Here is a 22135-nt window from a genome sequence, read left to right as displayed (position 1 = left end):
ACACAGCCTCCACCACCTTCGGCCATTCTCCAGCGCAGCTCGATACTCACCCGAAGTCGCGGGTCGCAGCGTCGAGCGTTCCCAGCTCCATTCCAGTCGCGCCTGCGCGTGCGATCGCGACGTCCTTGTCCAGATAAGGCCGGATCCGCGCGACCGAAGCCTCAGCATCCCCGTTGCGGCTGAGAACCGTCAGCGCGAAGCTAGCCGCGCTGCCGCGCAGCAGCGCCTCGGCTGCGGTCCCGGCATCGAGCCCCTCCTCCTCAACGAGACGCAGCGCATCACGTGCGATGGCGACATGCGCCCCAAAGGTAAGATTGTTGATGACCTTAAGCGTCATGCCACTGCCCAGCGGGCCGACATGCGCGATGTACGCAGAATGAGCGTCAAACACGGGCCGGACCCGTGCGACCTGCTCTTCGGTGCCGCCCACCAGCAAGGTAAGTCGGCCCTCCGCCGCTTCCTGCGGCCCTCCACTGAAGCCTGCGTCGACCACGTCAATATCGGGACGCATCGTGGCGAGTTCACGCACGAAGGCGGCGCTCACCGTGCTGTGGACGACCAGGATCGCCCCTGCAGACATCGCCGCCAGACCCTGCCGCTCGACCAGAACCTCGCAAATCTGCTCGGCCGAGAACAGGTTGACGCAGACAACCTCCGCACCGCGCACCGCCTGCGAAACGTCGTCAATCACGGTGCCGCCTGCCGCGCGAATGGCATCATGTTCCGCCGGACGACGCGCGTAGCCGGTCAACGTATGTCCTGCCTGCACTATGCTGAGCGCCATGGGCGCCCCCATTGAGCCAAGACCGATCCACGCCACCCGCATTGTCTCTCCTCCTCCGAGCGATAGTCGCTGCGGCCGATGATCATTCATCCGATCTCCAGCCCTAATACGGCGACTCTCTGGTCCGACTTTCTCATCCGCGATCATGCCTATCGCTTTCCATCTCCGCCCGTGCAACGAGTTTGAGAAGCCCTGCGCATTCCCAAACGTCGTTCTCTTTTGGGAATTTTCCCAACCGTCTAAAGCATGAACGAGACTAGGGAGGGTTTGGATGGACGTTCAGCGACTGGCGGCTTTTACCTATGATAATCGTGGCGGTAATCCGGCCGGCGTTGTCCTCTGCGATGCGCTCCCCGATCCTACCCGTATGCAGGCCGTTGCGGCGGAAGTGGGCTATTCCGAAACCGTCTTTGCCGCACGCACACCCGAAGGCTACCGGGTGCGGTACTTCGCCCCAGAAGCCGAGATTCCTTTTTGCGGCCATGCAACGATAGCGTTGGGAGCGGCGCTCGCGACCCGAGAAGGCGATGGTGCTTTCAAGCTCAAATTAAATGAAGGCGAGGTCACCGTCGAAGGCCGATGCGGCGTGGATGGTCTTAGCGCGGCGCTCGTATCGCCGCCCACGCGGAACTGTCCAGCACCTTCACACCTGCTGGAAACCGCCTTAGCGCTGTTCGGCCTGACCGACGCCGACCTTGATCCTCGGATTCCGCCGGCAATCATTGACGCGGGAGCGCGTCATCTCTTGTTGGCGATGAACAACCGGGCTGCACTAGCGGCCATGCGGTATGATATGCAGGCCGGCGCCGAGCTCATGCGAGAGTGGAGCTTAGCGACAATCAGCCTTGTCCATGCAGAAACCCTTGGCCGCTTCCATGCACGCAACCCTTTCGCTGCCGGTGGTGTGTACGAAGACCCGGCGACCGGAGCCGCTGCCGCAGCATTGGCGGGCTACCTACAGGCTCTCGGCATCGAAGCCGGGGACCTCGAGATCGTGCAAGGCGAAGATATGGGCGTGCCCTGTCTGCTACACGCAGCCGCGCCGACAATCCCGGGAGGCGGTGCCCGCGTTCAAGGAACGGTGCGGCGCATCGAGGGGTAGGCATAAGCCTTCGTTACCAGGCGTTCCCAAAACACCTTCCCAATCGGGAAAGCCGTTGCCCTTCCGATCCTGGCCGCAACCCATCATAGGCTGCGTATGAGCGAGACAATCCGGTTAGCCACCCCCGATGATGCTGCGACTGTTACTGCCCTCACCAGGTCGGCCTATTCCAAATTGATTCCGCTCATCGGTCGCGAACCGCTACCGATGAGGGCGGATCATGCCGCCCATATCCGGGATCATCGCGCAGACCTCCTGTTTGTTGGAAAAGACCTGGCCGCGCTTGTCGAAACCACCGAACGCGACGAGGACGTGCTGATAGAGAACGTGGCCGTCGGTCCGAACTTTCAAAAACGCGGCTACGGTCGAAAGATGGTCGCATATGCCGAGCAACTGGCGCGTGAGGCCGGCCTGACCACGGTTCGCCTCTAGACGAACCAGAAGTTTGAAGAGAACTTACGCCTCTACGCCTCGCTCGGATATAAGATCGAGCGAGAAGAAGCTCTCAATGGAGGCGTCGCTATCCACATGGTGAAGGTGATCGCGTAGCTTTCCCAATCGACCATCGAATTTCGGGAATGGCGGGGGTTTGGTGGAGACCGGACATGTACGCGGCACCTGTGTCGAACTAAAATGCTCGGCATGCAGATTCGCCTAAGAGCTGTTCGACTGCCCGACCTGCCGGTCTTCTTTGAGCATCAGTGCGACGCAGAAGCGGCCGACATGGCTGGGTTTGTTCCTCGGGCGCGCTCTGCTTTCGATGAACATTGGTGCAAGATCATGTCCGGGCCTATGTTCATCGTCAGGACCATCGAGGCCGATGGCAAGGTCGCAGGCTATGTCTCTGCGTTTCCGAGAGATGATAGGTCTGAGATCGCCTACTGGCTTGGTCGGGAATACTGGGGCAAGGGAATCGGTAAAGCTGCCGTCGAAGCGTTTCTCAAGCTGCATTTAGAGCGCCCGCTCTTTGGTGCCGTTAGTATCAAGAACCTTGGTTCCCTCGCGATTCTTCGCAGGTGCGGTTTCGAATTCTACGCCGAAGAGACGGGGGCGGACGGCTTCCAGGAGCACATACTCCGGCTCAGCTGACTATATGACCGAATGACTGAAAGTGGGGCGTGAGCTGCCCATCCACCTCGCGGCTATGCATCATCGCCCGCGATTGGCGGTATGTGGTGATGAACGGACTGGCAGCTTCCAGAAAGTGGTTGGCAATAGCTGCCATCCGCAATGTGGATCGTTGAACGGGAACAGCGGCTAAGCGCCAACCGCAAAGTTGCTGGAGTAGGAGTGTTTGGGTCAGTTGGTCCCATAGGATCGGCCTGACTGGATCAGCCGCTGTCGCGAGGTGTTGCCAGGAACCGCGATGTGGGTAGCTGGATCATATTCCTTCCCGATGCCGGGCGAGCCTTCGGGCACCCAGATCTCCACGACCGTGTTCGAGTAGCTATTGGGTAGGTAGCGAACCCAGTAGCCATCGGGATGGTGGCTCCAACGCCCGGTCGGCACCCCGATGCTGCCAGGCCCAACCGGTGCCATGCCGGCGAGCACGGCGACCCGTTCCAACTCGCCGAAGCTTGTTCCTGGCGTGGTCAGCATGTGGCGCAAGTTTGCCTCTGCCTGCATGACGGACCGGACCTCTCGCGGCAAGTTGTCGGCGATCAGGCCGGACGAGAGCATGTCCAGAACATTTCGGTTCAAGCCGGCGAGCTGACGCGGGGTCAACAGCTGCGCGGCCGCCCCGCGCTGCTCGTCAGACAAGTCTTCGATCTTGGCGCGCGACAGGATTGCCCAGAGCAGCGCCTGGATGACATGCTGGCTAATCTCTGGATGCTGGACAGAGCCCCGAACGATGGTGGTCACCGCGTCTTTTGCTGCACCAATCGGAGGCGCATAGAGGTAACCGTCGCCGCCCCCCGGACCGTGGGTGCCGGCATGCAGGCAGTAGCTTTGACCATTGAATCGATAGTAGCCTGCCTGGAGGAGGAACCCCCCATTGGCGGTCCGCTGCAGCTGTGTCAGCTCACGTTTGAGCGCCGGTGGAACGAAGTTGTCCTGGCTTGGATCACCCCATTGAGCGTCAGGCAGGCTGGTCGAAATTGGCTCTTTACGAAGGCTGGGCATGGATATTCCAGCTCGCTTGGCAAGGTCTCCCAGCCTCAACCCACCAAACTGCGCGCCAGCCGGCGCCCCGCACAAGGAGAGGGCTGCGGCGATTGCCGCTGCCCGAAACACGTGCTGCCTCATTTCTTGCCCCCGGCTAGAGAAACCGTTCGCGCCGTAACGCGAGCGTATCGAACTGGGAAGCTCGATCAGCGATGTAGCCTTGCAATTGCGGTACGGACGATCGATCCAGCGTCGGGTCAGCGGCTTTTACGCTTGGAGGATCGCTGCGCGGCTCGCGAGTGGCCGAAAGTGGGGCGCGTGCTGACGAGCGCAATCATCGATCTCGAACGGCTGCTAATGTCAGCAGCAGACGTTCGGGCTAACCTAGGCGAACGTCGTCCTCTGGTCGTGAGCAGGCGCCGCCGCTACCGCGATTAAACGGCAGCTATCGTTACCGTTCGGCCAAAAGCGGCCAGGGCAGCTTCCCACCAAATTCCCGACATCGGCGTGTCTTCGGCACCCCTCGGTAGCGGCCAAACATTAAACTCGGAACGGGTCCGCGCGGCTTAGGCTGACCCGGATGCTCGGCCCAGCGGGGCGGCCTCGGCCTGATCGCTCTCGATCACGCGCTCCATCGCCTCACGCATCCGCGCGTAGAACGAGGCCAATTCTTCGAACCTGTGAGTGACGCCAGCGGGCAGCGCGCGCGTGGACTGGCGGTCGAACTGGCGCTCCAGCCGCCCGAGCAGTTCGGCTTTCGCCGCGAAAGGGCCGCCGTGGTTTTCCGGCACGGCGTAGTAGATGCGTTTGCTGCCGGGTTCGCTATGTCGCCGGGCGTTGCCGCAATGGTCCAGCGTGCGCGCGGCGACACTGGCGTTGCTCTTGCTCACGCCGAGGTCTTCGGCAATGTCGTCCAAAGTAGCCGGCGCGGCTCGCAGTAGCAGATAGGCGTAGATCCGGCCCACTGGGCGCGGCCATCCCCAAGGCGCCATCAGGCTGGAGATGTCTTCGAGAAAGCGCTCGTCTTCGGCGGACAACTTCATGTTTGACATATTCTGGATTTAGTGAATTTTACGCCCGCCGGCCACCACTAAAATGTGGGGCCCGCTTTCGCGGGAGAGAGCATCGATGAATCCGGGACAGTTCGCAAGCCGCTACGGGCCATGGGCCCTGGTTGCGGGAGCTTCGGAAGGTACCGGCGCCTCGTTCGCATGTCAGCTCGCCGACAAGGGTCTGAACCTTGTTCTCGTCGCACGGCGCGAAGCTCCCCTGGAGCAGCTGGCCCGGGAACTGCGCGCCGATCACCGCGTGGAATGCATCACCGCCTCGATCGATCTGGCGCGAGAGGATGCGGTGGCACAGCTTCTAGCGGCGGCCGGTCCCCGGGAAGTGGGTCTGCTAATCCTCAATGCCGGGGCCGATCCCAATGGATCCATGTTCCTCGACAATGACATCGCCAATTGGGACGCGCTTGCCACCCGCAACGTAATGACGACCATGCGCGCCCTCCACGTTTTCGGCGCCGCCATGCGCGCCCGCAAGCGCGGCGGGATGATCGTGATGGGCTCTGGCGCTTGTTATGCGGGGCTGCCCGGCATCGGCGTCTACGCGGCGAGCAAGGCTTTCGATCTTGTGCTGTGCGAGGCGCTCTGGGCTGAGCTGGAGCCGCATGGCGTGGACGTGCTGAGCTATGTCATCGGCCGCACCGATACGCCTGCCCATCGCGAGCTGATGGAGGCGCGCGGCATGGCCATTCCTGACAACCTCGCACACCCCGACGATGTGGCTCGTCTTGGCCTGGAGCGTCTGCCGCATGGCCCCGTCTGCAATTGGGGCGAGGCGGATGACGAGGCGATCATGTCCGCCACATCAGCCGCGGATCGGCGGGAGCGGATTCGTCGCGTCTCGGCCATGGCCGCTTCCTACGCTGCGAAAGGGGTGACCTGATGGCGGATACCGCGCAGGCTGTTGCCGACAAGCAGGCGATAACCGAGCAGCTCTATCGCTACTGCCGTTCGGTGGACCGGCTCGACGTTCCGCTGGGCCACTCCGTATTCCACGAGGATGCCACTGCGGACTACGGCCCGAGCAGTTACAAGGGTTCGGGGCGGGGCGCGATCGACTACATCTGCAAGGCGCACCTGAACCTTAAGGCGCACTCGCATCAGGTCACGAACGTCCTGATCGAACTCGACGGGGAGAGCGCCGCGAGCGAGGCTTACGTCATGGCCGCGCTGCGGGGCGAGCGTGAGGGCAAGCCGTTCCAGCTTCAGGTCTGGGCGCGATACTGTGACACCTGGTCGCGCCGGGACGGCCACTGGGCCATCGACCACCGGAACGCCGTCATAGACTTCGACACCATGAGCGAGGTCACGCCCGTCCACGAACATGATTGGACGCGGCGCGACCGTGAAGACCCCTCCTATGCCATTCTGAAAGGCCTATGATGATTGACCCCCAAAAACGCCGCATTGCCGTTTCTTTTGATATGCGCTCGCCCGACTGGGCAGCGCCGACGCCGGAACTCTATCGCGCCGCGATCGAGATGGCCGCGTTCGTGGACAAGATTGGCGTCGACCAGATCGGCCTGATGCAGCACCACGGTTCGGAGGACGGTTATCTCCCGCAGCCCTTCGTGCTCGCTGGGGGCATGGCGGCCGTGACTGAGCGGGTGCGCTTCGTGCTGGGTGCGGTGATCCTGCCGCTCCACGATCCCGTCGAACTGGCGGAGCAGATCTCGATCGTGGACAACATTTCGAACGGTCGCCTCAACGTGATCCTTGCGGCTGGCTACGTCCCGCAGGAATTCGCCATGTTCAAAAAGTCCCTGAAGGACCGCGCCAAGCTGATGGACCAGGGGCTGGAGATCATCGTGCGCGCGCTGCAGGGCGAACGCTTCGAGCTGGACGACCGGCCGATCTTCGTGCGTCCGCTGGCCGTGCAGGATCCCAAGGACATCGTGATGGTCGGCGGCGGCGTTCCCGCTACCGCCAAGCGCGCTGCTCGCTTTGGCGTCGGTCTTGGCCCGATGAAGCCCGAACTGGTCGACATCTACCTTGAGGAGTGCGAACGCCTGGGCAATCCGCCGCGCACGTATTTCCGCCCGGTTCCCGGTATGCCGATGGCCGTGCACTTGTGCGAGGACCCGGACGCCGGCTGGGAGGCCATCGCGCCGCATGCGGTCCACGTCATCACCGAGTACGCCAAGTGGGCAGCCGCTGAGGGCGACGCTTCGAACTCGCCGTTCAAGGGCCTGGATGATCCGGCAGTCCTGCGCCACGCGGGCCTCTTCGCCGCTTTGACGCCGGAGCAATTGCTCGAAAAGGCCGCTTCGATGCCCGAAGGCGGCGTGCTGGGCTTCCAGCCGCTGCTGGGCGGACTGGCGCCGGAAGAGGGCTGGAAATCGCTGCGCCTGCTTGAAAAGACGATGCCGAAGCTGCGCGAAGTCCTGGCCAGCAAGCCCGCATGAAGGCTGCCTTCATCGCGAACGGGCAAGTTGGGGTCGGCGATGTCGCCGATCCCGTCCCCGGCAAGGGGCAGGCGCTCGTGCGTACGCATGTCTGCGGGCTATGCGCCTCGGACCAGCACTTCCTGACCGGCGGTCGCAACATCATCGACCTGTCGCGCAAGATGGGCGGACCGTACGCGGCGCTCGATTTTGAGCAGCCGTTCGTACCGGGCCACGAGTATGTGGGCGAAGTGCTCGACTATGGTCCGGGTAGCCGTCGCAGTGTCCAGCCGGGGCGCCGCGTGGTCTCGGTGCCGATCATGCGGCAAGGCGGCAGCCATGCGGTGGTTGGCTACAGCCACCAGTGCCCTGGCGGTTTTGGCGAGCTGATGCTGCTGGACGAGGACTTTCTGATCGAAGTGCCCGATGCGCTGCCTGATGACTACGCCGCGTGCGTGGAGCCGCTGGCGGTGGGGCTGGAACATGCCCGGCGAGGACGCCCGGACAAAGGCGACGCCGCGCTGGTGCTGGGCTGCGGCGCGATCGGGCTGGGCGTGATCGCCGGGTTGAAGATCATGGGTGTCGGCCCGATCGTCGCGGCGGACTTCCACCAGAGCCGCCGCGATCTGGCCCTGGCGATGGGCGCGCACATCGCGCTCGACCCGCGCGAGAGTGATCCTTACGCGCCGCTGCCTGCGTTCGACGGGCGGCGCGTAAACCTGATCTACGAATGCGTCGGCCAGCCCGGTATGCTCCAGCGGATCGTCGAGGCGGCGCCGTTCGACGGGCGGATCGTGATGGGCCGCTACTGCATGGAGGCGGAAAGCCTGTTCGTCTTCGCCGCGCAGAACAAGCGCCTGAACATCCAGTTCGCCGGCGGCGAGGAGCCGCAGGACATGGACCTTGCGGTCCGCGCCATCGCCGACGGCCGGATCGACGTGACGCCTTGGCTCGGCGGACGGATCTGGCTCAACGGCGTGGCCGAAGCGATCGCGAACCTCTCGGGACCGACAGCACCGGTGCGGACGCTGGTCGACCCGCGAGTGCTCTGACGGGGTTGCGGGGGGGGGGCAGGCGATCAGTCCGCCGTGATCCCCGCATCCACGTTGATGCAGGCTCCGTGATACGACTTGGCCGCCGGGCTGGCGAGGAAGGCGACGCAATCCGCTACTTCATCCACTTCGCACATCCCCCGCAATGAGCCCATTCGGCCGATCAGCTCCCGGTCGCAGCCCGCAAGCGCCGCCATGCCATGGACGAGGCCGGTCATCATTCCGCCCGGCGCCACCGCGTTGATGCGGATCGGCTCTTTGATGTACTCCATTGCCAGGGCTTTGGTCATGTGGGTGAGCCCGGCCTTGGTGGCGCAATAGGCGGCGAAGTAGGCTTGGCCTTGGAATGCCGCGCATGACGTTACGTTGACGATCGCTCCTTGCGCCTCCAGCAAGTGCGGCAGTGCGGCGCGGATCAGAAAGAACGGCGCTTCGAGATTGACCTTCATGGTCAGGTCCCAGGCCTCGTCGACGAACGCGGTTGTGGGCCCAGGCTTCATGACGCCTGCCACGTTGCACAAGGCGTCGAGTCTTCCGAAAGTGCCGAGCGTCTGCTCGACCGCCGTAGCGCAGTTTGCTCGCTCCGAGAGATCCAGCGATAACACCAGCGCCTTGCGCCCGGCGGCCTCGACGCCGCTCGCGGTCTCGGCCAGCCCGTCCTCGGCGATATCGACAACAGCGACATCCGCACCAGCTTGGGCCAGCTTCAGCGCCGTGGCCCGGCCCAGCCCCGCCGCAGCGCCGGTTACCAGCGCGACTTTACCTTCCATCGACGAAGCCTGCATCCGATCTCTCCCTGCTTATTTCAGTGAGTTCATGCCCTGCCGTACTGCTCTCGGACAAGCGCGATGAAGGGGCTGTCTTGGCCGATCTCGCGCTGCATCGCTCCGGCGTAGACGAACCCCACCTCGCGCATCAGCTCGAAATCACGCACCGGCACGAAGCGCACGGTATCATCGGCAAACCCCTCAGGCATCATTCCGATGCCGGCGCCTGCGCGCACCACTGACAGTACGCGCGCGTCGCTTGTGGTCTTGAGCACGAACCGCGGCCGCACGCCGCGTTGAGTGAAGAAGCGGTTGATGTCGGGCAGGGCCTCGCAGTGGCGGCGCAAGGCCATCCGGTCGCGCGCGAGCTGTTCGGCTTGCACCTCCTGCTCGTGGGCGAGGGGATGATCGGGAGGCAGCACCATCATATACCGCTCGCGGGAGAGGACCTCGGTCGGGAAGCGGGCATGGTGCGGGCGCACGACGGTAAGCGCCACGTCGATCCGGCCGCGGTCGAGCCGCTCGGCCAGCTCGCGCTCCGAGCCATCGAGCAGTTCCAGCACTTCCTCACCCCGCCTTGCGGCCGCGTGACGTTCGAGCACGCCTTCCACCAGCGTCGTGGGTATCGTGCCGAGCACGCCCACGCGCAGCACGCGGGGCTCGGGTTCGGCCTGAACTTCGAGCAGCGCTTGCTGGTACTCCGATGCAATCCGCCGCGCTCTCGCGAGGAAGCGGCTGCCGGCAGGTGTGAGCGAGACGCCCTTCCTCTCGCGCTCGAACAGGCGCGCGCCCAGTTCCCGCTCCAGCTTGGCGATCCCGGCCGAAAGCGTGGGCTGCGTCACGCTGACGCTCCGGGCCGCGCGGCTGAAGCTGCCGAGCTCGGCCACGGCCAGGAAGTAACGCAGCATGTATTGGTCGATCATAGAAGCTGTCTATGGCGAACCCTTGCAACTTTCAATTTCCGTCGCTCGGGCGCTATGGCTAGATAGACGCGATAAACCGCCAGGAGAGAGATGATGAGCGCCCCGGTGCTCCAGAGCAAACTCGACCTCGCCAGCCCCGAGGCGCAGGCCCGCGCCGCGCACAACCGCGGGCTGGCCCAGGAACTTCGTGACAAAGTCGCCAAGGCCGCACTCGGTGGCGATGAACGCTCGCGCCAGCGGCACCTTAGCCGCGGCAAGCTGTTGCCTCGCGATCGCGTGGAGCGCCTGCTCGATCCCGGCTCGCCGTTTCTGGAGATCGGGCAGCTCGCCGCGAACGGCCTCTACAACGACGAAGTGCCGGGCGCTGGCATCATCGCCGGCATTGGCCGCGTCTCGGGCCGGCAGTGCATGGTCTTCGCCAACGACGCGACGGTTAAGGGCGGCACTTACTTCCCGATGACGGTGAAGAAGCACATCCGCGCGCAAGAGATCGCCGAGGCCAACCGCTTGCCGTGTGTCTACCTGGTCGACAGCGGCGGCGCGAACCTGCCCAACCAGGCGGAGGTCTTCCCCGACCGCGACCACTTCGGCCGGTTCTTCTTCAATCAGGCGAACATGAGCGCGAAGGGCATCCCCCAGATCGCCAGCGTCATGGGTTCGTGCACCGCAGGCGGCGCTTACGTGCCCGCGATGAGCGACGAGAGCGTTATCGTGAAAGAGCAGGGCACGATTTTCCTCGCCGGCCCGCCGTTGGTGCAGGCCGCGACGGGTGAAGTGATCAGCGCCGAGGACCTTGGCGGCGGCGACCTCCACAGCCGCAAATCCGGCGTCACCGACCACCTCGCCGACAGCGACGAGCATGCGCTGACCATCGTGCGCGATATCGTCAGTCATCTTGGCCCGGCGCATCAGCACAACCTGCCGCTGCAGGAGCCGCGCCCGCCCCGTTTCGATCCGGAGGAACTCTACTCGATCATCCCCGAAGACGTGCGCGCGCCTTATGACGTGCACGAGGTGATCGCGCGCATCGTCGACGGCAGCGAGTTCCACGAGTTCAAGGCGCTTTACGGCAGCACGCTGGTCTGCGGCTTCGCCCATATCTGGGGGATGCCGGTGGCGATCCTAGCCAACAACGGCGTGCTGTTCTCCGAGTCCGCACAGAAGGGCGCACACTTCATCGAGCTGGCTTGCCAGCGCCAGATCCCGCTGCTGTTCCTCCAGAACATCTCGGGCTTCATGGTCGGGGGCAAGTACGAGGCTGAGGGCATCGCCAAGCATGGTGCCAAGCTCGTCACCGCGGTGGCGACGGCGCAAGTGCCCAAGCTGACGGTACTGATCGGCGGCAGCTTCGGCGCCGGCAACTACGGCATGTGCGGCCGGGCCTATGACCCGCGCTTCCTCTTCACCTGGCCCAACGCCCGCATCTCGGTGATGGGCGGCGAGCAGGCGGCATCGGTGCTGGCGACCGTCCACCGCGACGCCGCCAAGTGGACGCCGCAGGAAGCGGAGGCCTTCAAGGCCCCGATCCGCCAGATGTACGAGGACGAGGGCAACCCCTACTACGCCACCGCCCGCCTGTGGGACGACGGCGTGATCGATCCCGTGCAAACGCGTGACGTGCTGGCGATGGCCTTGTCCGCCTGCCTGGAAGCGCCGATAACGGAGGCACCCCGCTTCGGGGTGTTCCGGATGTGATGACTGGAGGAAGCACCATGATCAAATCCCTCCTCATCGCCAACCGTGGCGAAATCGCCTGCCGGATCATCCGCACTGCGCGGCAGCTCGGCATCCGCACCGTAGCCGTCTACTCGGACGCCGACGCGCAAGCCTTGCATGTGCGCGAGGCCGATGAGGCTGTGCACATCGGCCCCTCGCCAGCGCGTGAGTCGTACTTGATCGGCGAGCGCATCATCGCCGCCGCCAAGCAGACCGGCGCCGAAGCGATCCACCCGGGCTACGGCTTCCTCTCGGAGAACTCCGAGTTCGCGCAAGCGGTCAAGGACGCAGGGCTGGTCTGGGTCGGCCCCAACCCCTCGTCGATCGATGCGATGGGCCTCAAGGACGCGGCCAAGAAGCTGATGGCCGAAGCGGGCGTGCCCGTGACGCCGGGCTACATGGGCGAGAACCAGGACCCTGCGTTCCTCGCTGAGGAAGCCGCGAAGATCGGCTACCCCGTGCTGATCAAGGCTGTTGCAGGCGGCGGTGGCAAGGGCATGCGTCTGGTCGAGAGCCCCGACGCCTTCATCGACGCGCTCGCCTCGTGCCAGCGCGAGGCGGCGTCCTCTTTCGGCAATGATCACGTGCTGATCGAGAAGTATATCCTCTCGCCCCGCCACATCGAAGTGCAGGTGTTCGGCGACAGCCACGGCAACGTCGTCCACTTGTTCGAGCGCGACTGCTCGCTTCAGCGCCGCCACCAGAAGGTGATCGAGGAAGCGCCCGCGCCCGGCATGGACGCGGCCACCCGCGCGGAGCTCTGCGCCTCGGCAGTGCGCGCTGCCAAGGCAGTCAACTATGTCGGTGCCGGTACGATCGAGTTTATCGCCGATGGATCGGAGGGCCTGCGTGCCGACCGCATCTGGTTCATGGAGATGAATACCCGCCTGCAGGTAGAGCACCCCGTGACCGAAGAGATCACCGGTGTCGATCTTGTTGAGTGGCAGCTGCGCGTCGCCAGTGGCGAGCCGATCCCGGTCGCGCAGGACGAGCTCGGCATCGACGGCTGGGCGATGGAAGCGCGCCTCTATGCGGAGGACCCCGCCAAGGGCTTCCTGCCCTCCATCGGCAAGCTGGAACTGCTGCAGTTTGGCGATGCCGAAGGCGGCCGCATCGACACCGGCGTCTACGAAGGCGCGGAAGTTTCTCCCTTCTACGACCCGATGATCGCCAAGGTCATCGCCTGGGGCGAGGACCGCGACAAAGCGCGCGAGCGGCTCTCGGAGATGCTCTCGGACAGCGCCGTTTGGCCTGTGAAGACCAACGCTTCGTTCCTGGTGAAAGCTCTGGAGCATCCTGACTTCGTGGCCGGGACCGTCGACACCGGTCTGATCGGCCGCGATGGCGAGGCTATGGCACAAGTGCCCGAGCCTTCTCCACAAGTCCTGCAGGCGGCGGCGGACTCGCTAGTGGCAGCTTACGCCATGCCCGGCCTGCGCCTGAACGCGGCCCCGGTGCGCAAGGCATGGTTCCTGCTCGACGGGCAGGAAGTGGAGATCGCCATCGGGGATGGCAGTGACGATCCTGCGGAATCCGTTTTGGTGACCGAGCAGGGCCAGGCATGGCAGCTTTCTCCCTGGCGGCGCGAGGGCGTGCACGGCGCGGCAGCCGGATCCGGAGCGATCCTGGCGCCGATGCCCGGCAAGGTAATCTCGGTGGACGTCGAAGCGGGCCAGACCGTCAGCGCGGGGCAGAAGCTGCTCACGTTGGAGGCGATGAAGATGGAGCACACGCTGACCGCGCCGTTCGATGGCGTGGTGGCCGAGTTGAGCGCATCAGCCGGACAGCAGGTGCAGGTTGAGGCGTTGCTCGCCCGGATCGAGGAACAGGAATAAGACTATGCCCGGCAAGTTTTTTGACGAGTGGCAGGTGGGTGAGACAATCACCCATCAGCCGAGCCGCACCGTCACCGAAACCGACAACCTGCTGTTCTCGGCGATGACGCACAACATGCAGCCGCTGCACCTCGATGCGGAAGCCGCGAAGGCGAGCGAGTTCGGGCAGATCCTGGTAAACTCGACTTTCACTTTCAGCCTCGCTGTCGGTCTCTCGATCGCCGACACGACCGTCGGCACGCTGGTCGCCAACCTCGGCTTCGACAAAGTGGTTACACCGAAGCCGACCTTCATCGGGGATACGCTCACCTGCACCAGTGAAGTGGTCGAGATGCGCGAGAGCAAGTCGCGGCCGACGCAGGGCATCGTGGTGTTCAAACACGAGCTCACCAATCAGCGTGGTGAAACTGCGCTCTCAATGCTTCGCACTGTTCTGCTGAAGAAGCGGGACGCCTGACGCGCGGTCAGCCCGAGAGCTGATCGCTCAGGCTGCGCGAGGCGGCCAGCAGGGTCTCCTTCAGGCGAGGGAGGCCCTCGCCGCGCATGGCGCTGCCGATGCCGATGGCGACAAGGGCGTGGCTCGGCCGGCCCGGCGCCTTCCAGACGGGCGCGGCGACCACGGTGACTCCGGAAATGTAGTGCCCCGCGTCCACTGCAATCCCCGTCTCGCGGGCTTCGGCGACCTGCGCCTTCCACTCCTCCCACGAGGGTGCCTCATCCCAGCGCAGCTTCCCAAAACGCGGCTTGAGCTGCGCGTCCGGCCAGCCGCCGAACGCCGCAATGCAGCGGCCCGTTGCGGAAACAAGGGCGGGAAAGCGGCTGCCCACTTGCGTGGAGAGCTGAAAAGCCTCGCCCGATTGCGACATCGCCGTCACGATGATGTGATCGAGGCCGAAGAGCTGCGCGCCCAGCGTCGTTAGGCCGAACTCCCGCGCCAGCCTGTCCAGAAGAGGTTGTGCCAGTTCATGGAACTGGTCGTGCCGGAGCCACTGCCGCGCCAGCGTCAGCACCCCGGCATCCAAAGCATAGCGCTTCGTGTCGGGATCGAAGGCGACCAGTTCCTCTTCAGTCAGCGCGCGCAGGACATAGAGACATGTGCTCGGCACCAGCCCGAGTTCGCGCGCAATCGCCTGCACACCCATTGGCTGGCTGCGCTTGCCCAAGAGGCGCAAGATCGCCGCAGCCCGGGATATTGCAGGGGCCTTGCTCGCCTTCAGACTGGTCGTGAGCTGCGAGTCTGTCCCGGGATGCTGATCGCTTTTCATTCAATATGTTGAATAGCGTTCAATATTTGCAATGACAAGGTGAATGTGCCATCAGCGCTCAACGCAAGAAAAATGACTGGCGCGACTCAGCGCAGCATGTGGGATTGATTGATGACCAGGCTCACCGACTACACCAGCTATGCCGATGGCCAGGCGCACGCCAATTCGGCGGCACTTTGGGAGCTGTTCGATGGTGATCGCGAGCACCTTAACATCGCGCATGAGTGCATCACGCGTCATGCCGATGGCTCCGGCCGCCCGGCCGTGCGGATTGCCCATGCCGAGGGATCGGACGAGATCCTGAGCTTCGATACGATCTCTGCAGGCGCCGCGCAGTTTGCGCACTGGCTTGACGCCGAGGGTGTGCAGCCGGGGGAGCGTATCGCTTTCATGCTCGAGCCTTCGCTGCCCTTCTATGTTTGCCTGTTTGGCGCGATGCAGACAGGTGCAATTTCAGTACCTCTGTTCACGCTGTTCGGCCCGGACGCGCTGCGGTTGCGCGTCGGCGACTGCAATCCCTCGATCCTGATCACCAATACCGAGAAAGCTGAACTTGCTCGCTCCGTGGCGGTCGATGGCAAGCCGCGCGTCGTCGTAGCGGATGACGGTCTGCTGGATGTGATCGCGAAGTACCCGACCACCTACACGCCGAAGACGAAAGCCAATGACATGGCCGTCTTCCAGTACACCAGCGGCACCACGCGCGAGCTGCCGGAGGCGGTCAAGCACTCGCACCGCACTCTGGTGACGCTGATGTTTGCGGCGCTTTACGGCACCGGCATTCGTCCGGGTGATGAGTTCTTCTGCCCGTCCTCGCCTGCGTGGGGTCACGGTCTGTGGCACGGCACGCTGGCGCCGCTGGCAATGGGCGTGACCACGGGCACGTTCGCCGGGCGTTTCGATCCGGTGCGTCTGATGAAGGCGCTGGACGACTTCAAGATTACCAACATGTCCGCGGCGGCGACCCACTACCGGATGATGAAGAACAGCGGGAAGGGCGGCGATTTCAGCTTCCACTTCAAGAAGCTGTCCTACACCGGTGAGCCGATCGACCCGGCGACGCTGGAGTGGATCGACGAGTACTTCAAGGTACCCGCCTGCTCCATGTACGGCACGACCGAGATCGGCGTGGTTCTGGTGAACTATCCAGGCGCCCAGGACTTCGTCGTGAAGCCGGGGTCGCTCGGGAAGCCGGTTCCGGGCCAGAAGTTGGAAGTGCACCGTCTCGACGGTACTGTCACCGATCCCGGTGAGATCGGCGAACTCATGCTGTGGCGGGGCGGTGGTTGGATGACCACAAAGGACCGCGCCAAGACAGACGAGGACGGTTACTTCTATCACTGCGGCCGTGCCGACGACGTGATTATCTCGGCCGGGTGGACAATGTCCGCCGTCGAAATCGAGAACACGATGCTGCGCCACGACAATGTGTTGGAGTGCGGCGTTATTGGCGTACCCGACGAGAAGCGCGGGCAAGTGGTGAAGGCCTTTGTCGTCGCGAACCGCGAAGGCAGCGACGAGTTCGTCAAGGAACTGCAGGACTTCACCCGCGAGCGCCTTGCTCAGCATGAATTCCCGCGCATCGTCGAGTTCGTCGACGAGTTGCCCAAGAACCCCGCCGGTAAGGTCCACCGCAAGATGCTGCGGGACCGCGAGGCAGCGAAGGCTGCCGAAGCCGCAGTCGCTTAATACAATCCCACGAACCAAACGAATTCTAGTCAGGAAGAGTTAGATGGCAGAAGCAGACGCTCCCAAGAACAAGTTCCCCAAGATCACCGAGGAAGGTCTCAACGATCTGCGCGCGCGTATCGGCGTGAAGATCGAGAACACGGTCGAGCCCTGGAACTATGAAGCCAGCCGTGACGCGATCCGTCACTATGCGCATGGCATCGGTGACGATAACCCACTGTGGTGCGACCCCGAGTACGCCAAGAACACCAAGTACGGCACGCTCGTAGCGCTCCCTTCGTTCCTGTTCACCACCAGCCGTATCGTATCCGGCTACTGCGGCGGCCTCTCGGGCGTGCACGCCATGTGGGCGGGCGCAGACTGGACCTGGGAAAAGCCGGTTCTGCGCAACGACACGATCCACACCGAGGCACACCTCAAGGATCTCGTCGAGCACCAGACCAAGTTCGCCGGTCGCTCGTTCCAGCAGATCTACCACGTCGACTTCTTCAACCAGCACGGTGACAAGGTCGCCGGTGCGGACTCCTGGGTGTTCCGTACCGATCGTGACGAGGCGCGTGAGCGTGGCACGAAGTACACCGAAGCGCGTGGTCGCGTTGAGCCCTTCACGCAGGAGCAGCTCGACGAATTCTACGACATCTACGACCGTGAAGAGATCCGTGGCGCCACGCCGCGCTACTTCGAGGACGTGAGCGTTGGCGACAAGCTGCCGCCGATGATGAAGGGCCCGATGACCGTCACCGGCTTCATCGCTTACGCACAGGGCTGGGGCGGCCTCTACATCCGCGCCAACCGTCTGGCGTACAAGATGCAGAAGGCGCATCCGGGCCTGGGCATCCGTAACCGCTTCAACGTGCCGGACTGCCCGGAGCGCGTGCACTGGGACGAGGCGTTCGCTCTCGAGGTCGGCGCGCCCGGTGCTTACGACTACGGTCCAGAGCGTACCTCGTGGCTGACGCACCACATCACCGACTGGATCGGCGATGACGGCTTCCTCCACAAGTCGAGCTGCCAGATCCGCCGTCACAATCCCGATGGCGATGCGATCATCATCACGGGTGAGGTGAAGCGCAAGTTCGAAGAGAACGGCAAGAAGTACGTCGAAATCGAGCAGAAGGCGACCACCCACCGCGGTGAGCTCTCTGCGTTCGGTACCGCCGTCGCGGAACTGCCGAGCAAGGGCTGATCCCCTGAGCATGCCTGCTCGTAAACCGGCATGACGACAAGGGCCCGGACCTTCTATGAGGTTCGGGCCTTGTCGTAAGCAGACTGGTTGCGACAAGAATGGAGAGGGATGTGGAGGCAGACCCAGCCGCCAAACCGATATTCGAGGCAAACGATGACGTTCGCGTACCGGGTTTCGTGCTGCCCGTGTCGAAGCTGGTCAGCGAAGAAGCTGCCGCGGCACAGCGGGGCCGCAGTAGCGCCCAGCCGTTCGACACGGCTGAATCCGCAGATGCCGTCACGCGCCGCAAGCAGATCAACGCAATGGTGGCTCCGGCGGTCGCCAAGTTGCGCGAGCAGTTCGCAGTCAAGATCACCGGCACTACGATCGGCGGCATCGATGTGCTGGAGATCACGCCGCGCGATGCCAGTCATGACCGCGATCGTGTGCTCATCAACCTGCACGGGGGCGCGTTTACGCTGGGTTGGGAGGGCATAGCGCTCATCGAAGCGATCCCGGTGGCCGCCCTGGGATGTTACCGGGTGATCACCGTTAACTACCGCATGGCGCCCGAGCACCGGCACCCCGCCGCCGTAGAGGACGTCGCTACCGTCTATGCCGCGCTCCTGCAGGACTATGCGCCGCCGCGGATCGGCATCTACGGCGGCTCGGCCGGCGGGGCGCTGACTGCGCAAGTCGCTGCCTGGCTGTCAGCGCGCGGGCTGCCGCAAGCCGGCGCGATCGGCATCTTCGGTGCGGGTGGCGTGCCTTTCGAGGCGGGCGAGTCCGGGTACATCGCTGGCTACCTCGACGGATTCTTCCCTCCACCGCCTGCGGATGGGACTGATCCGATCGACATCACAAAGGGTTACTTCTCCGGCACCGACAACAATGACGCCAGCGCCTGGCCTGCCTTCCATCCCGAGATCCTCGCGAAATTCCCACCCGCTCTGATCATCACCGGCACGCGGGCGGTTGATCTCAGCCCGGCGATCTACACGAATTCGCAGCTCATCAAGGCGGGAGTTCGTTCGACGTTGATCGTGGGTGAAGGCATGGGCCACTGTTACTACTATAATCTCGCTCTTCCCGAAGCGCGCGACGCCTATGCGGCGATCGTCGCGTTCTTTCGCGAAAACCTGAAATGAGCCGATGACCCAGAGTGAACAGACGCAATGGAAAGGGCCCTTGGCCGGTGTGCGGGTGATCGATTTCACGCGCGTCCTGGCCGGACCCGCAGCAAGCCTGGCGCTCGCGGACCTGGGCGCCGAGGTGTTCAAGATCGAGCCGCCAGGCACTGGAGACGAGACGCGCACGTTCCCACCGATCCGTGATGGTGAGAGCCACTACTATCTGGCGGTCAATCGGGGCAAGAAGTCGATCGTCGTCGACCTCAAGAACCCCGAAGGGCTGGCCCTGGTAAAGGACCTCGCTGCCAAGTGCGACGTGTTGGTTGAGAACTACCGGCCCGGCGTGATGGAACGCCTCGGGCTCGGCTATGAGGCATTGAAGGCGATCAACCCACGCCTGATCTATTGCTCCATCTCGGGATATGGGCAGACCGGACCGCTCAAGGACCGGCCCAGCTTCGATATCGTTCTGCAGGCGATGTCGGGCACGTTGTCGATGAACGGCGAGCGTGACGGACTGCCGACGAAGCTTGGCATTCCCCTGGGCGATCTGGTGGGAGGGATCAACGGCCCCATTGGCATTCTCTCTGCCCTCTACGAGCGCGAGCGGACGGGCGTCGGGCGGCACATCGATGTCAGCCTGATGGACGGCTTGATGGGCATGCTCGGCTACATCGCGCAGCTTGCATTCTTTACCGGACAGGACCCGCAGCGGGTCGGCTCGCAGCACCCCAACCTCGTGCCTTACGGCATCTTCCCGGCGAAGGACGGCTCGATTGTCGTTGCTTGCCTGACACCCAGCTTCTGGAGCCGCATCTGCCGTTCGATCCAGCGGCCCGACCTCACCGAGGATGCGCGATACGACACGCTGGAAAAGCGTCGCGACGCGCGGGAAGACGTGAACGCCATAGTGTCCACCTTCACTGAACAGCACACCGTGGATGAACTGGTCGAGATTTTCACGACGTACGAAGTGCCGCACGCGCCTATTCTCGGCGTTACAGAGGCGCTTTCTCAGCCGCAGGCGGTGGCACGGCAAATGGTTGTCGAAGCGCAGCATGCGTCACTGGGGCCAATCCCGATCGTCAACCGCTCGATCCGCTTCACTGATGCCGAGCAGCCGTTGCCCGAAGCGCCGCCCGTCTTGGGCCAGCACACGAACACCATCTTATCCGATGTGCTCGATCTTTCGCCGGAGCGGATAGCTGCCCTCAGGGCGTCGGGAGTCGTTGCCTGATCTCGGTGCTTCGATAAGAGGACACCGCACATGAACCAGCAGAGGATGAGACATGGCAGAATTGCGCTTCGATAACCGCGTTGCCGTGATCACCGGCGGCGGCCGTGGTCTTGGACGGGCGCACGCGCTGCTGCTGGCCGGCAGGGGCTGCAAGATCGTCGTGAACGATCCGGGCGTCTCCATGGCGGGAGATGTGACAGACGAAGGCCCTGCCGAAGCGCTCGCCGCAGAAATCCGGGCACGGGGAGGCGAAGCGGTCGCCAACACAGACAGCGTCGCAACGCCTGAGGGAGGCAAGGCGATCATCCAGTCGGCGCTCGACAGCTTCGGGCGGATCGATATCCTGATTCACTCGGCGGGCAACGTGCGGCGCGGCAGTTTGAGCGAACTGGCCTATGAGGACTTCCTCTCGGTTCTCGATGTGCACCTCAAGGGTGCCTATCATGTGGTGCGCGAAGCTTTCCCGCACATGATGGCGCAGCAGTATGGACGCATCGTCCTGACAAGCTCGATCAATGGCCTTTACGGCAAGGCGGACAACGCCACGTACTCGATGTGCAAAGCTGGCTTCATGGGGCTGTCCAACACGGCTGCCATTGAGGGTCAGAATGCCAACGTGAAGTCGAACGTGATTGTGCCGGCTGCCGTCACCCGCATGTCGGAGGGGATCGACACCAGCAAGTTCCCGCCCATGGAACCCGAGCAGGTCGCGCCCATGGTCGGCTGGCTCTGCCACGAGGATTGCTCTGCCAGCGGTGAAATGTACGTCGCCATGGGCGGCCGCATCGCGCGAGCTTGGGTGGCGGAGAATGCGGGTTTGTTTGAACCCGAGTGGACGTTGGAGGACGTGGCGGAGAAAATCGATGCCATTCGTTCGGGCTGCGAGCAACTCGCCTTCCCACCTGTGCCGGACGGCCAGCTGGAGCACCTCCTCTACGGGTTTAAGATGATCCGTGAGGCGCAGAGCTAACCGGCGGTCATCTCGTTGATGGCCGAAGTCATCAAGCGGGATATCGCGTGGAAGGAAGAGCGATGTCCCGCAAGGTGGGCACACGGGGCGGCACCCCTCAGACGGCAATCGCGGCCGCGGGAATCACCAACGCACCGTGCTGACGTCCATCAAGCTGAGGCCGGACTGGATGACTGGCAGCGCAACTGCTTAGGGCAGCCTGAATCTTCTACTGAAGAATTTGGAGCGGGTGAAGGGAATCGAACCCTCGTCGTAAGCTTGGGAAGCTTCTGCTCTACCATTGAGCTACACCCGCAAGACGGTCCGGCTGAGGACGGCATGGCTGCCGCTTCGTAGACCGTGAGCGATACGGCTCACTGCCATATTCGCGCGTTGGCTGCAACGCGAAACCCTGCTGCCTGCCCGGTTGCCGTGCGCGACGACCATGCAGCTATTCCATCGTGATGGTCAGGATCTCGATCGCATCTTCTCGCGTGCCAAACGCCAGCACCTCTCCTGCCTCCGCCCCCAGCAGAGCGCGACTCAGGGGAGCGGTGAAGGAGAGCAGTCCCTTTGCCGGATCGGCCTCGTCATGGCCCACGATTGTCACTGTGCGCGTCTTGCCGTCGAGCCGGAACGTGACTGTGCTGCCGAACGCGACGGCTGCCCCGTCCGATGCCGGGGCGAGTTCGGCGGTGATCTGGCGCGTTTGCCAGTAACGCAGGTCGCGCTTCGCGGCGTTGACGCTTGTCTCATCGCCGCCCTGGGCAACTCGAGCCTGGAGCGCGGTCACTCGATCAGCGATCAACGCCTGCCCGCGGGCGGTGACGAGGTTCGGTCCCGGCGGGATCGGTATTTCGAACTTGGGCTCTAGGTGTTCATCGTCGCCCTCTCGACGAAAGGCGACGCTCACGGTGCCTTCTCCGGCAAGAACGGACCGCACGTCACGGCCGTAGCGGCGTTCGGC

General features: G+C 63.8%; 22 protein-coding genes and 1 tRNA gene. 15 read left to right on the top strand and 8 right to left on the bottom strand.

Going from position 1 to position 22135, the window contains the following annotated elements; all coding sequences use genetic code 11:
• Nucleotides 1-46: 46 nt before the first annotated feature.
• Nucleotides 47-874: an NAD(P)-dependent oxidoreductase gene (locus ABVV53_RS11705; RefSeq protein ID WP_353984606.1), complete on the bottom strand. Its 828-nt coding sequence runs from the start codon at nucleotides 872-874 to the stop codon at nucleotides 47-49.
• Between the two features lie 181 nt (nucleotides 875-1055).
• Between ABVV53_RS11705 and ABVV53_RS11700 the strand changes: the two genes are divergently transcribed.
• The 3 genes from ABVV53_RS11700 to ABVV53_RS11690 all read left to right on the top strand — a co-directional run bounded on the left by ABVV53_RS11700 (nucleotide 1056) and on the right by ABVV53_RS11690 (nucleotide 2975).
• Complete coding sequence (locus tag ABVV53_RS11700) at nucleotides 1056-1886, top strand: PhzF family phenazine biosynthesis protein (RefSeq protein ID WP_353984605.1); 831 nt, start codon at nucleotides 1056-1058, stop codon at nucleotides 1884-1886.
• 96 nt (nucleotides 1887-1982) lie between these two features.
• Nucleotides 1983-2318 (top strand): GNAT family N-acetyltransferase, encoded by a 336-nt coding sequence (locus ABVV53_RS11695; RefSeq protein WP_353984604.1) that lies wholly within the window; start codon nucleotides 1983-1985, stop codon nucleotides 2316-2318.
• A 201-nt stretch (nucleotides 2319-2519) separates the two neighbouring features.
• Complete coding sequence (locus ABVV53_RS11690) at nucleotides 2520-2975, top strand: GNAT family N-acetyltransferase (protein ID WP_353984603.1); 456 nt, start codon at nucleotides 2520-2522, stop codon at nucleotides 2973-2975.
• A gap of 210 nt (nucleotides 2976-3185) precedes the next feature.
• On the opposite strand, the gene ABVV53_RS11685 is transcribed toward ABVV53_RS11690, so the two are convergent.
• Both ABVV53_RS11685 and ABVV53_RS11680 read right to left on the bottom strand, forming a co-directional pair.
• A complete protein-coding gene (locus ABVV53_RS11685) occupies nucleotides 3186-4010 on the bottom strand; it encodes a hypothetical protein (RefSeq protein ID WP_353984602.1) in 825 nt (274 codons plus the stop codon).
• Between the two features lie 548 nt (nucleotides 4011-4558).
• Nucleotides 4559-5035, bottom strand: a complete 477-nt coding sequence (locus tag ABVV53_RS11680; protein WP_353984601.1) for a GbsR/MarR family transcriptional regulator — start codon at nucleotides 5033-5035, stop codon at nucleotides 4559-4561.
• Between the two features lie 85 nt (nucleotides 5036-5120).
• Between ABVV53_RS11680 and ABVV53_RS11675 the strand changes: the two genes are divergently transcribed.
• Genes ABVV53_RS11675 through ABVV53_RS11660 form a run of 4 tightly spaced genes read left to right on the top strand, consistent with a single transcriptional unit; the run spans nucleotide 5121 to nucleotide 8492 of the window.
• Complete coding sequence (locus ABVV53_RS11675; protein WP_353984600.1) at nucleotides 5121-5939, top strand: SDR family NAD(P)-dependent oxidoreductase; 819 nt, start codon at nucleotides 5121-5123, stop codon at nucleotides 5937-5939.
• Nucleotides 5939-6439: a nuclear transport factor 2 family protein gene (locus tag ABVV53_RS11670; protein ID WP_353984599.1), complete on the top strand. Its 501-nt coding sequence runs from the start codon at nucleotides 5939-5941 to the stop codon at nucleotides 6437-6439. The genes ABVV53_RS11675 and ABVV53_RS11670 overlap by 1 nt, the downstream gene beginning before the upstream one ends.
• Nucleotides 6436-7461 (top strand): LLM class flavin-dependent oxidoreductase, encoded by a 1026-nt coding sequence (locus ABVV53_RS11665; RefSeq protein WP_353984598.1) that lies wholly within the window; start codon nucleotides 6436-6438, stop codon nucleotides 7459-7461. The genes ABVV53_RS11670 and ABVV53_RS11665 overlap by 4 nt, the downstream gene beginning before the upstream one ends.
• A complete protein-coding gene (locus ABVV53_RS11660; protein ID WP_353984597.1) occupies nucleotides 7458-8492 on the top strand; it encodes a zinc-binding dehydrogenase in 1035 nt (344 codons plus the stop codon). The genes ABVV53_RS11665 and ABVV53_RS11660 overlap by 4 nt, the downstream gene beginning before the upstream one ends.
• Before the next feature lie 26 nt (nucleotides 8493-8518).
• On the opposite strand, the gene ABVV53_RS11655 is transcribed toward ABVV53_RS11660, so the two are convergent.
• Together ABVV53_RS11655 and ABVV53_RS11650 are read right to left on the bottom strand one after the other, a co-directional pair.
• Nucleotides 8519-9277 (bottom strand): SDR family NAD(P)-dependent oxidoreductase, encoded by a 759-nt coding sequence (locus tag ABVV53_RS11655; protein ID WP_353984596.1) that lies wholly within the window; start codon nucleotides 9275-9277, stop codon nucleotides 8519-8521.
• Between the two features lie 29 nt (nucleotides 9278-9306).
• Nucleotides 9307-10182 (bottom strand): LysR family transcriptional regulator, encoded by an 876-nt coding sequence (locus ABVV53_RS11650; RefSeq protein ID WP_353984595.1) that lies wholly within the window; start codon nucleotides 10180-10182, stop codon nucleotides 9307-9309.
• Between the two features lie 93 nt (nucleotides 10183-10275).
• On the opposite strand from ABVV53_RS11650, the gene ABVV53_RS11645 reads away from it, so the two are divergent.
• The 3 genes from ABVV53_RS11645 to ABVV53_RS11635 are packed head-to-tail and all read left to right on the top strand — an operon-like array spanning nucleotide 10276 to nucleotide 14190.
• Nucleotides 10276-11877, top strand: a complete 1602-nt coding sequence (locus ABVV53_RS11645) for a carboxyl transferase domain-containing protein (RefSeq protein WP_353984594.1) — start codon at nucleotides 10276-10278, stop codon at nucleotides 11875-11877.
• Nucleotides 11878-11894: 17 nt separating this feature from the next.
• Nucleotides 11895-13733: an acetyl/propionyl/methylcrotonyl-CoA carboxylase subunit alpha gene (locus tag ABVV53_RS11640; protein WP_353984593.1), complete on the top strand. Its 1839-nt coding sequence runs from the start codon at nucleotides 11895-11897 to the stop codon at nucleotides 13731-13733.
• Nucleotides 13734-13737: 4 nt separating this feature from the next.
• Complete coding sequence (locus ABVV53_RS11635) at nucleotides 13738-14190, top strand: MaoC family dehydratase (RefSeq protein ID WP_353984592.1); 453 nt, start codon at nucleotides 13738-13740, stop codon at nucleotides 14188-14190.
• Nucleotides 14191-14197: 7 nt separating this feature from the next.
• Here the strand turns inward: ABVV53_RS11635 and ABVV53_RS11630 are convergent, their stop codons facing one another.
• Nucleotides 14198-14998 carry an IclR family transcriptional regulator gene (locus tag ABVV53_RS11630; RefSeq protein WP_353984591.1) on the bottom strand — a complete coding sequence of 267 codons (801 nt, stop codon included), beginning with the start codon at nucleotides 14996-14998 and terminating at the stop codon, nucleotides 14198-14200.
• 111 nt (nucleotides 14999-15109) lie between these two features.
• On the opposite strand from ABVV53_RS11630, the gene ABVV53_RS11625 reads away from it, so the two are divergent.
• From ABVV53_RS11625 to ABVV53_RS11605, 5 genes are all read left to right on the top strand, one after another.
• A complete protein-coding gene (locus tag ABVV53_RS11625) occupies nucleotides 15110-16687 on the top strand; it encodes an acetate--CoA ligase (RefSeq protein WP_353984590.1) in 1578 nt (525 codons plus the stop codon).
• A gap of 43 nt (nucleotides 16688-16730) precedes the next feature.
• Nucleotides 16731-17873: an FAS1-like dehydratase domain-containing protein gene (locus ABVV53_RS11620; protein WP_353984589.1), complete on the top strand. Its 1143-nt coding sequence runs from the start codon at nucleotides 16731-16733 to the stop codon at nucleotides 17871-17873.
• 110 nt (nucleotides 17874-17983) lie between these two features.
• Complete coding sequence (locus ABVV53_RS11615) at nucleotides 17984-19000, top strand: alpha/beta hydrolase (protein ID WP_353984588.1); 1017 nt, start codon at nucleotides 17984-17986, stop codon at nucleotides 18998-19000.
• Between the two features lie 4 nt (nucleotides 19001-19004).
• Nucleotides 19005-20219, top strand: coding sequence for a CaiB/BaiF CoA transferase family protein (locus ABVV53_RS11610; protein WP_353984587.1), 1215 nt, complete (start codon nucleotides 19005-19007; stop codon nucleotides 20217-20219).
• 52 nt (nucleotides 20220-20271) lie between these two features.
• Complete coding sequence (locus ABVV53_RS11605) at nucleotides 20272-21189, top strand: SDR family NAD(P)-dependent oxidoreductase (protein WP_353984586.1); 918 nt, start codon at nucleotides 20272-20274, stop codon at nucleotides 21187-21189.
• A gap of 221 nt (nucleotides 21190-21410) precedes the next feature.
• Here ABVV53_RS11605 and ABVV53_RS11600 read toward each other — a convergent pair.
• A tRNA-Gly gene (locus ABVV53_RS11600) sits at nucleotides 21411-21484 on the bottom strand.
• A 135-nt stretch (nucleotides 21485-21619) separates the two neighbouring features.
• Nucleotides 21620-22081: a GreA/GreB family elongation factor gene (locus ABVV53_RS11595; RefSeq protein ID WP_353984585.1), complete on the bottom strand. Its 462-nt coding sequence runs from the start codon at nucleotides 22079-22081 to the stop codon at nucleotides 21620-21622.
• Between the last annotated feature and the right edge of the window lie 54 nt (nucleotides 22082-22135).

The organism is Novosphingobium kalidii (assembly GCF_040534015.1).
GTDB lineage: Bacteria > Pseudomonadota > Alphaproteobacteria > Sphingomonadales > Sphingomonadaceae > Novosphingobium > Novosphingobium kalidii.
The sequence above is the reverse complement of the archived record's forward strand: the minus strand, read 5'-3'. Positions and strand labels throughout refer to the sequence as shown.

Bases quoted from the DNA above. Each gene is read 5' to 3' on its own strand.
- ABVV53_RS11705 (WP_353984606.1), bottom strand. From the start codon at position 874: ATGAATGATCATCGGCCGCAGCGACTATCGCTCGGAGGAGGAGAGACA.
- ABVV53_RS11700 (WP_353984605.1), top strand. From the start codon at position 1,056: ATGGACGTTCAGCGACTGGCGGCTTTTACCTATGATAATCGTGGCGGT.
- ABVV53_RS11695 (WP_353984604.1), top strand. From the start codon at position 1,983: ATGAGCGAGACAATCCGGTTAGCCACCCCCGATGATGCTGCGACTGTT.
- ABVV53_RS11690 (WP_353984603.1), top strand. From the start codon at position 2,520: ATGCTCGGCATGCAGATTCGCCTAAGAGCTGTTCGACTGCCCGACCTG.
- ABVV53_RS11685 (WP_353984602.1), bottom strand. From the start codon at position 4,010: ATGCCCAGCCTTCGTAAAGAGCCAATTTCGACCAGCCTGCCTGACGCT.
- ABVV53_RS11680 (WP_353984601.1), bottom strand. From the start codon at position 5,035: ATGAAGTTGTCCGCCGAAGACGAGCGCTTTCTCGAAGACATCTCCAGC.
- ABVV53_RS11675 (WP_353984600.1), top strand. From the start codon at position 5,121: ATGAATCCGGGACAGTTCGCAAGCCGCTACGGGCCATGGGCCCTGGTT.
- ABVV53_RS11670 (WP_353984599.1), top strand. From the start codon at position 5,939: ATGGCGGATACCGCGCAGGCTGTTGCCGACAAGCAGGCGATAACCGAG.
- ABVV53_RS11665 (WP_353984598.1), top strand. From the start codon at position 6,436: ATGATGATTGACCCCCAAAAACGCCGCATTGCCGTTTCTTTTGATATG.
- ABVV53_RS11660 (WP_353984597.1), top strand. From the start codon at position 7,458: ATGAAGGCTGCCTTCATCGCGAACGGGCAAGTTGGGGTCGGCGATGTC.
- ABVV53_RS11655 (WP_353984596.1), bottom strand. From the start codon at position 9,277: ATGCAGGCTTCGTCGATGGAAGGTAAAGTCGCGCTGGTAACCGGCGCT.
- ABVV53_RS11650 (WP_353984595.1), bottom strand. From the start codon at position 10,182: ATGATCGACCAATACATGCTGCGTTACTTCCTGGCCGTGGCCGAGCTC.
- ABVV53_RS11645 (WP_353984594.1), top strand. From the start codon at position 10,276: ATGAGCGCCCCGGTGCTCCAGAGCAAACTCGACCTCGCCAGCCCCGAG.
- ABVV53_RS11640 (WP_353984593.1), top strand. From the start codon at position 11,895: ATGATCAAATCCCTCCTCATCGCCAACCGTGGCGAAATCGCCTGCCGG.
- ABVV53_RS11635 (WP_353984592.1), top strand. From the start codon at position 13,738: ATGCCCGGCAAGTTTTTTGACGAGTGGCAGGTGGGTGAGACAATCACC.
- ABVV53_RS11630 (WP_353984591.1), bottom strand. From the start codon at position 14,998: ATGAAAAGCGATCAGCATCCCGGGACAGACTCGCAGCTCACGACCAGT.
- ABVV53_RS11625 (WP_353984590.1), top strand. From the start codon at position 15,110: ATGACCAGGCTCACCGACTACACCAGCTATGCCGATGGCCAGGCGCAC.
- ABVV53_RS11620 (WP_353984589.1), top strand. From the start codon at position 16,731: ATGGCAGAAGCAGACGCTCCCAAGAACAAGTTCCCCAAGATCACCGAG.
- ABVV53_RS11610 (WP_353984587.1), top strand. From the start codon at position 19,005: ATGACCCAGAGTGAACAGACGCAATGGAAAGGGCCCTTGGCCGGTGTG.
- ABVV53_RS11605 (WP_353984586.1), top strand. From the start codon at position 20,272: ATGGCAGAATTGCGCTTCGATAACCGCGTTGCCGTGATCACCGGCGGC.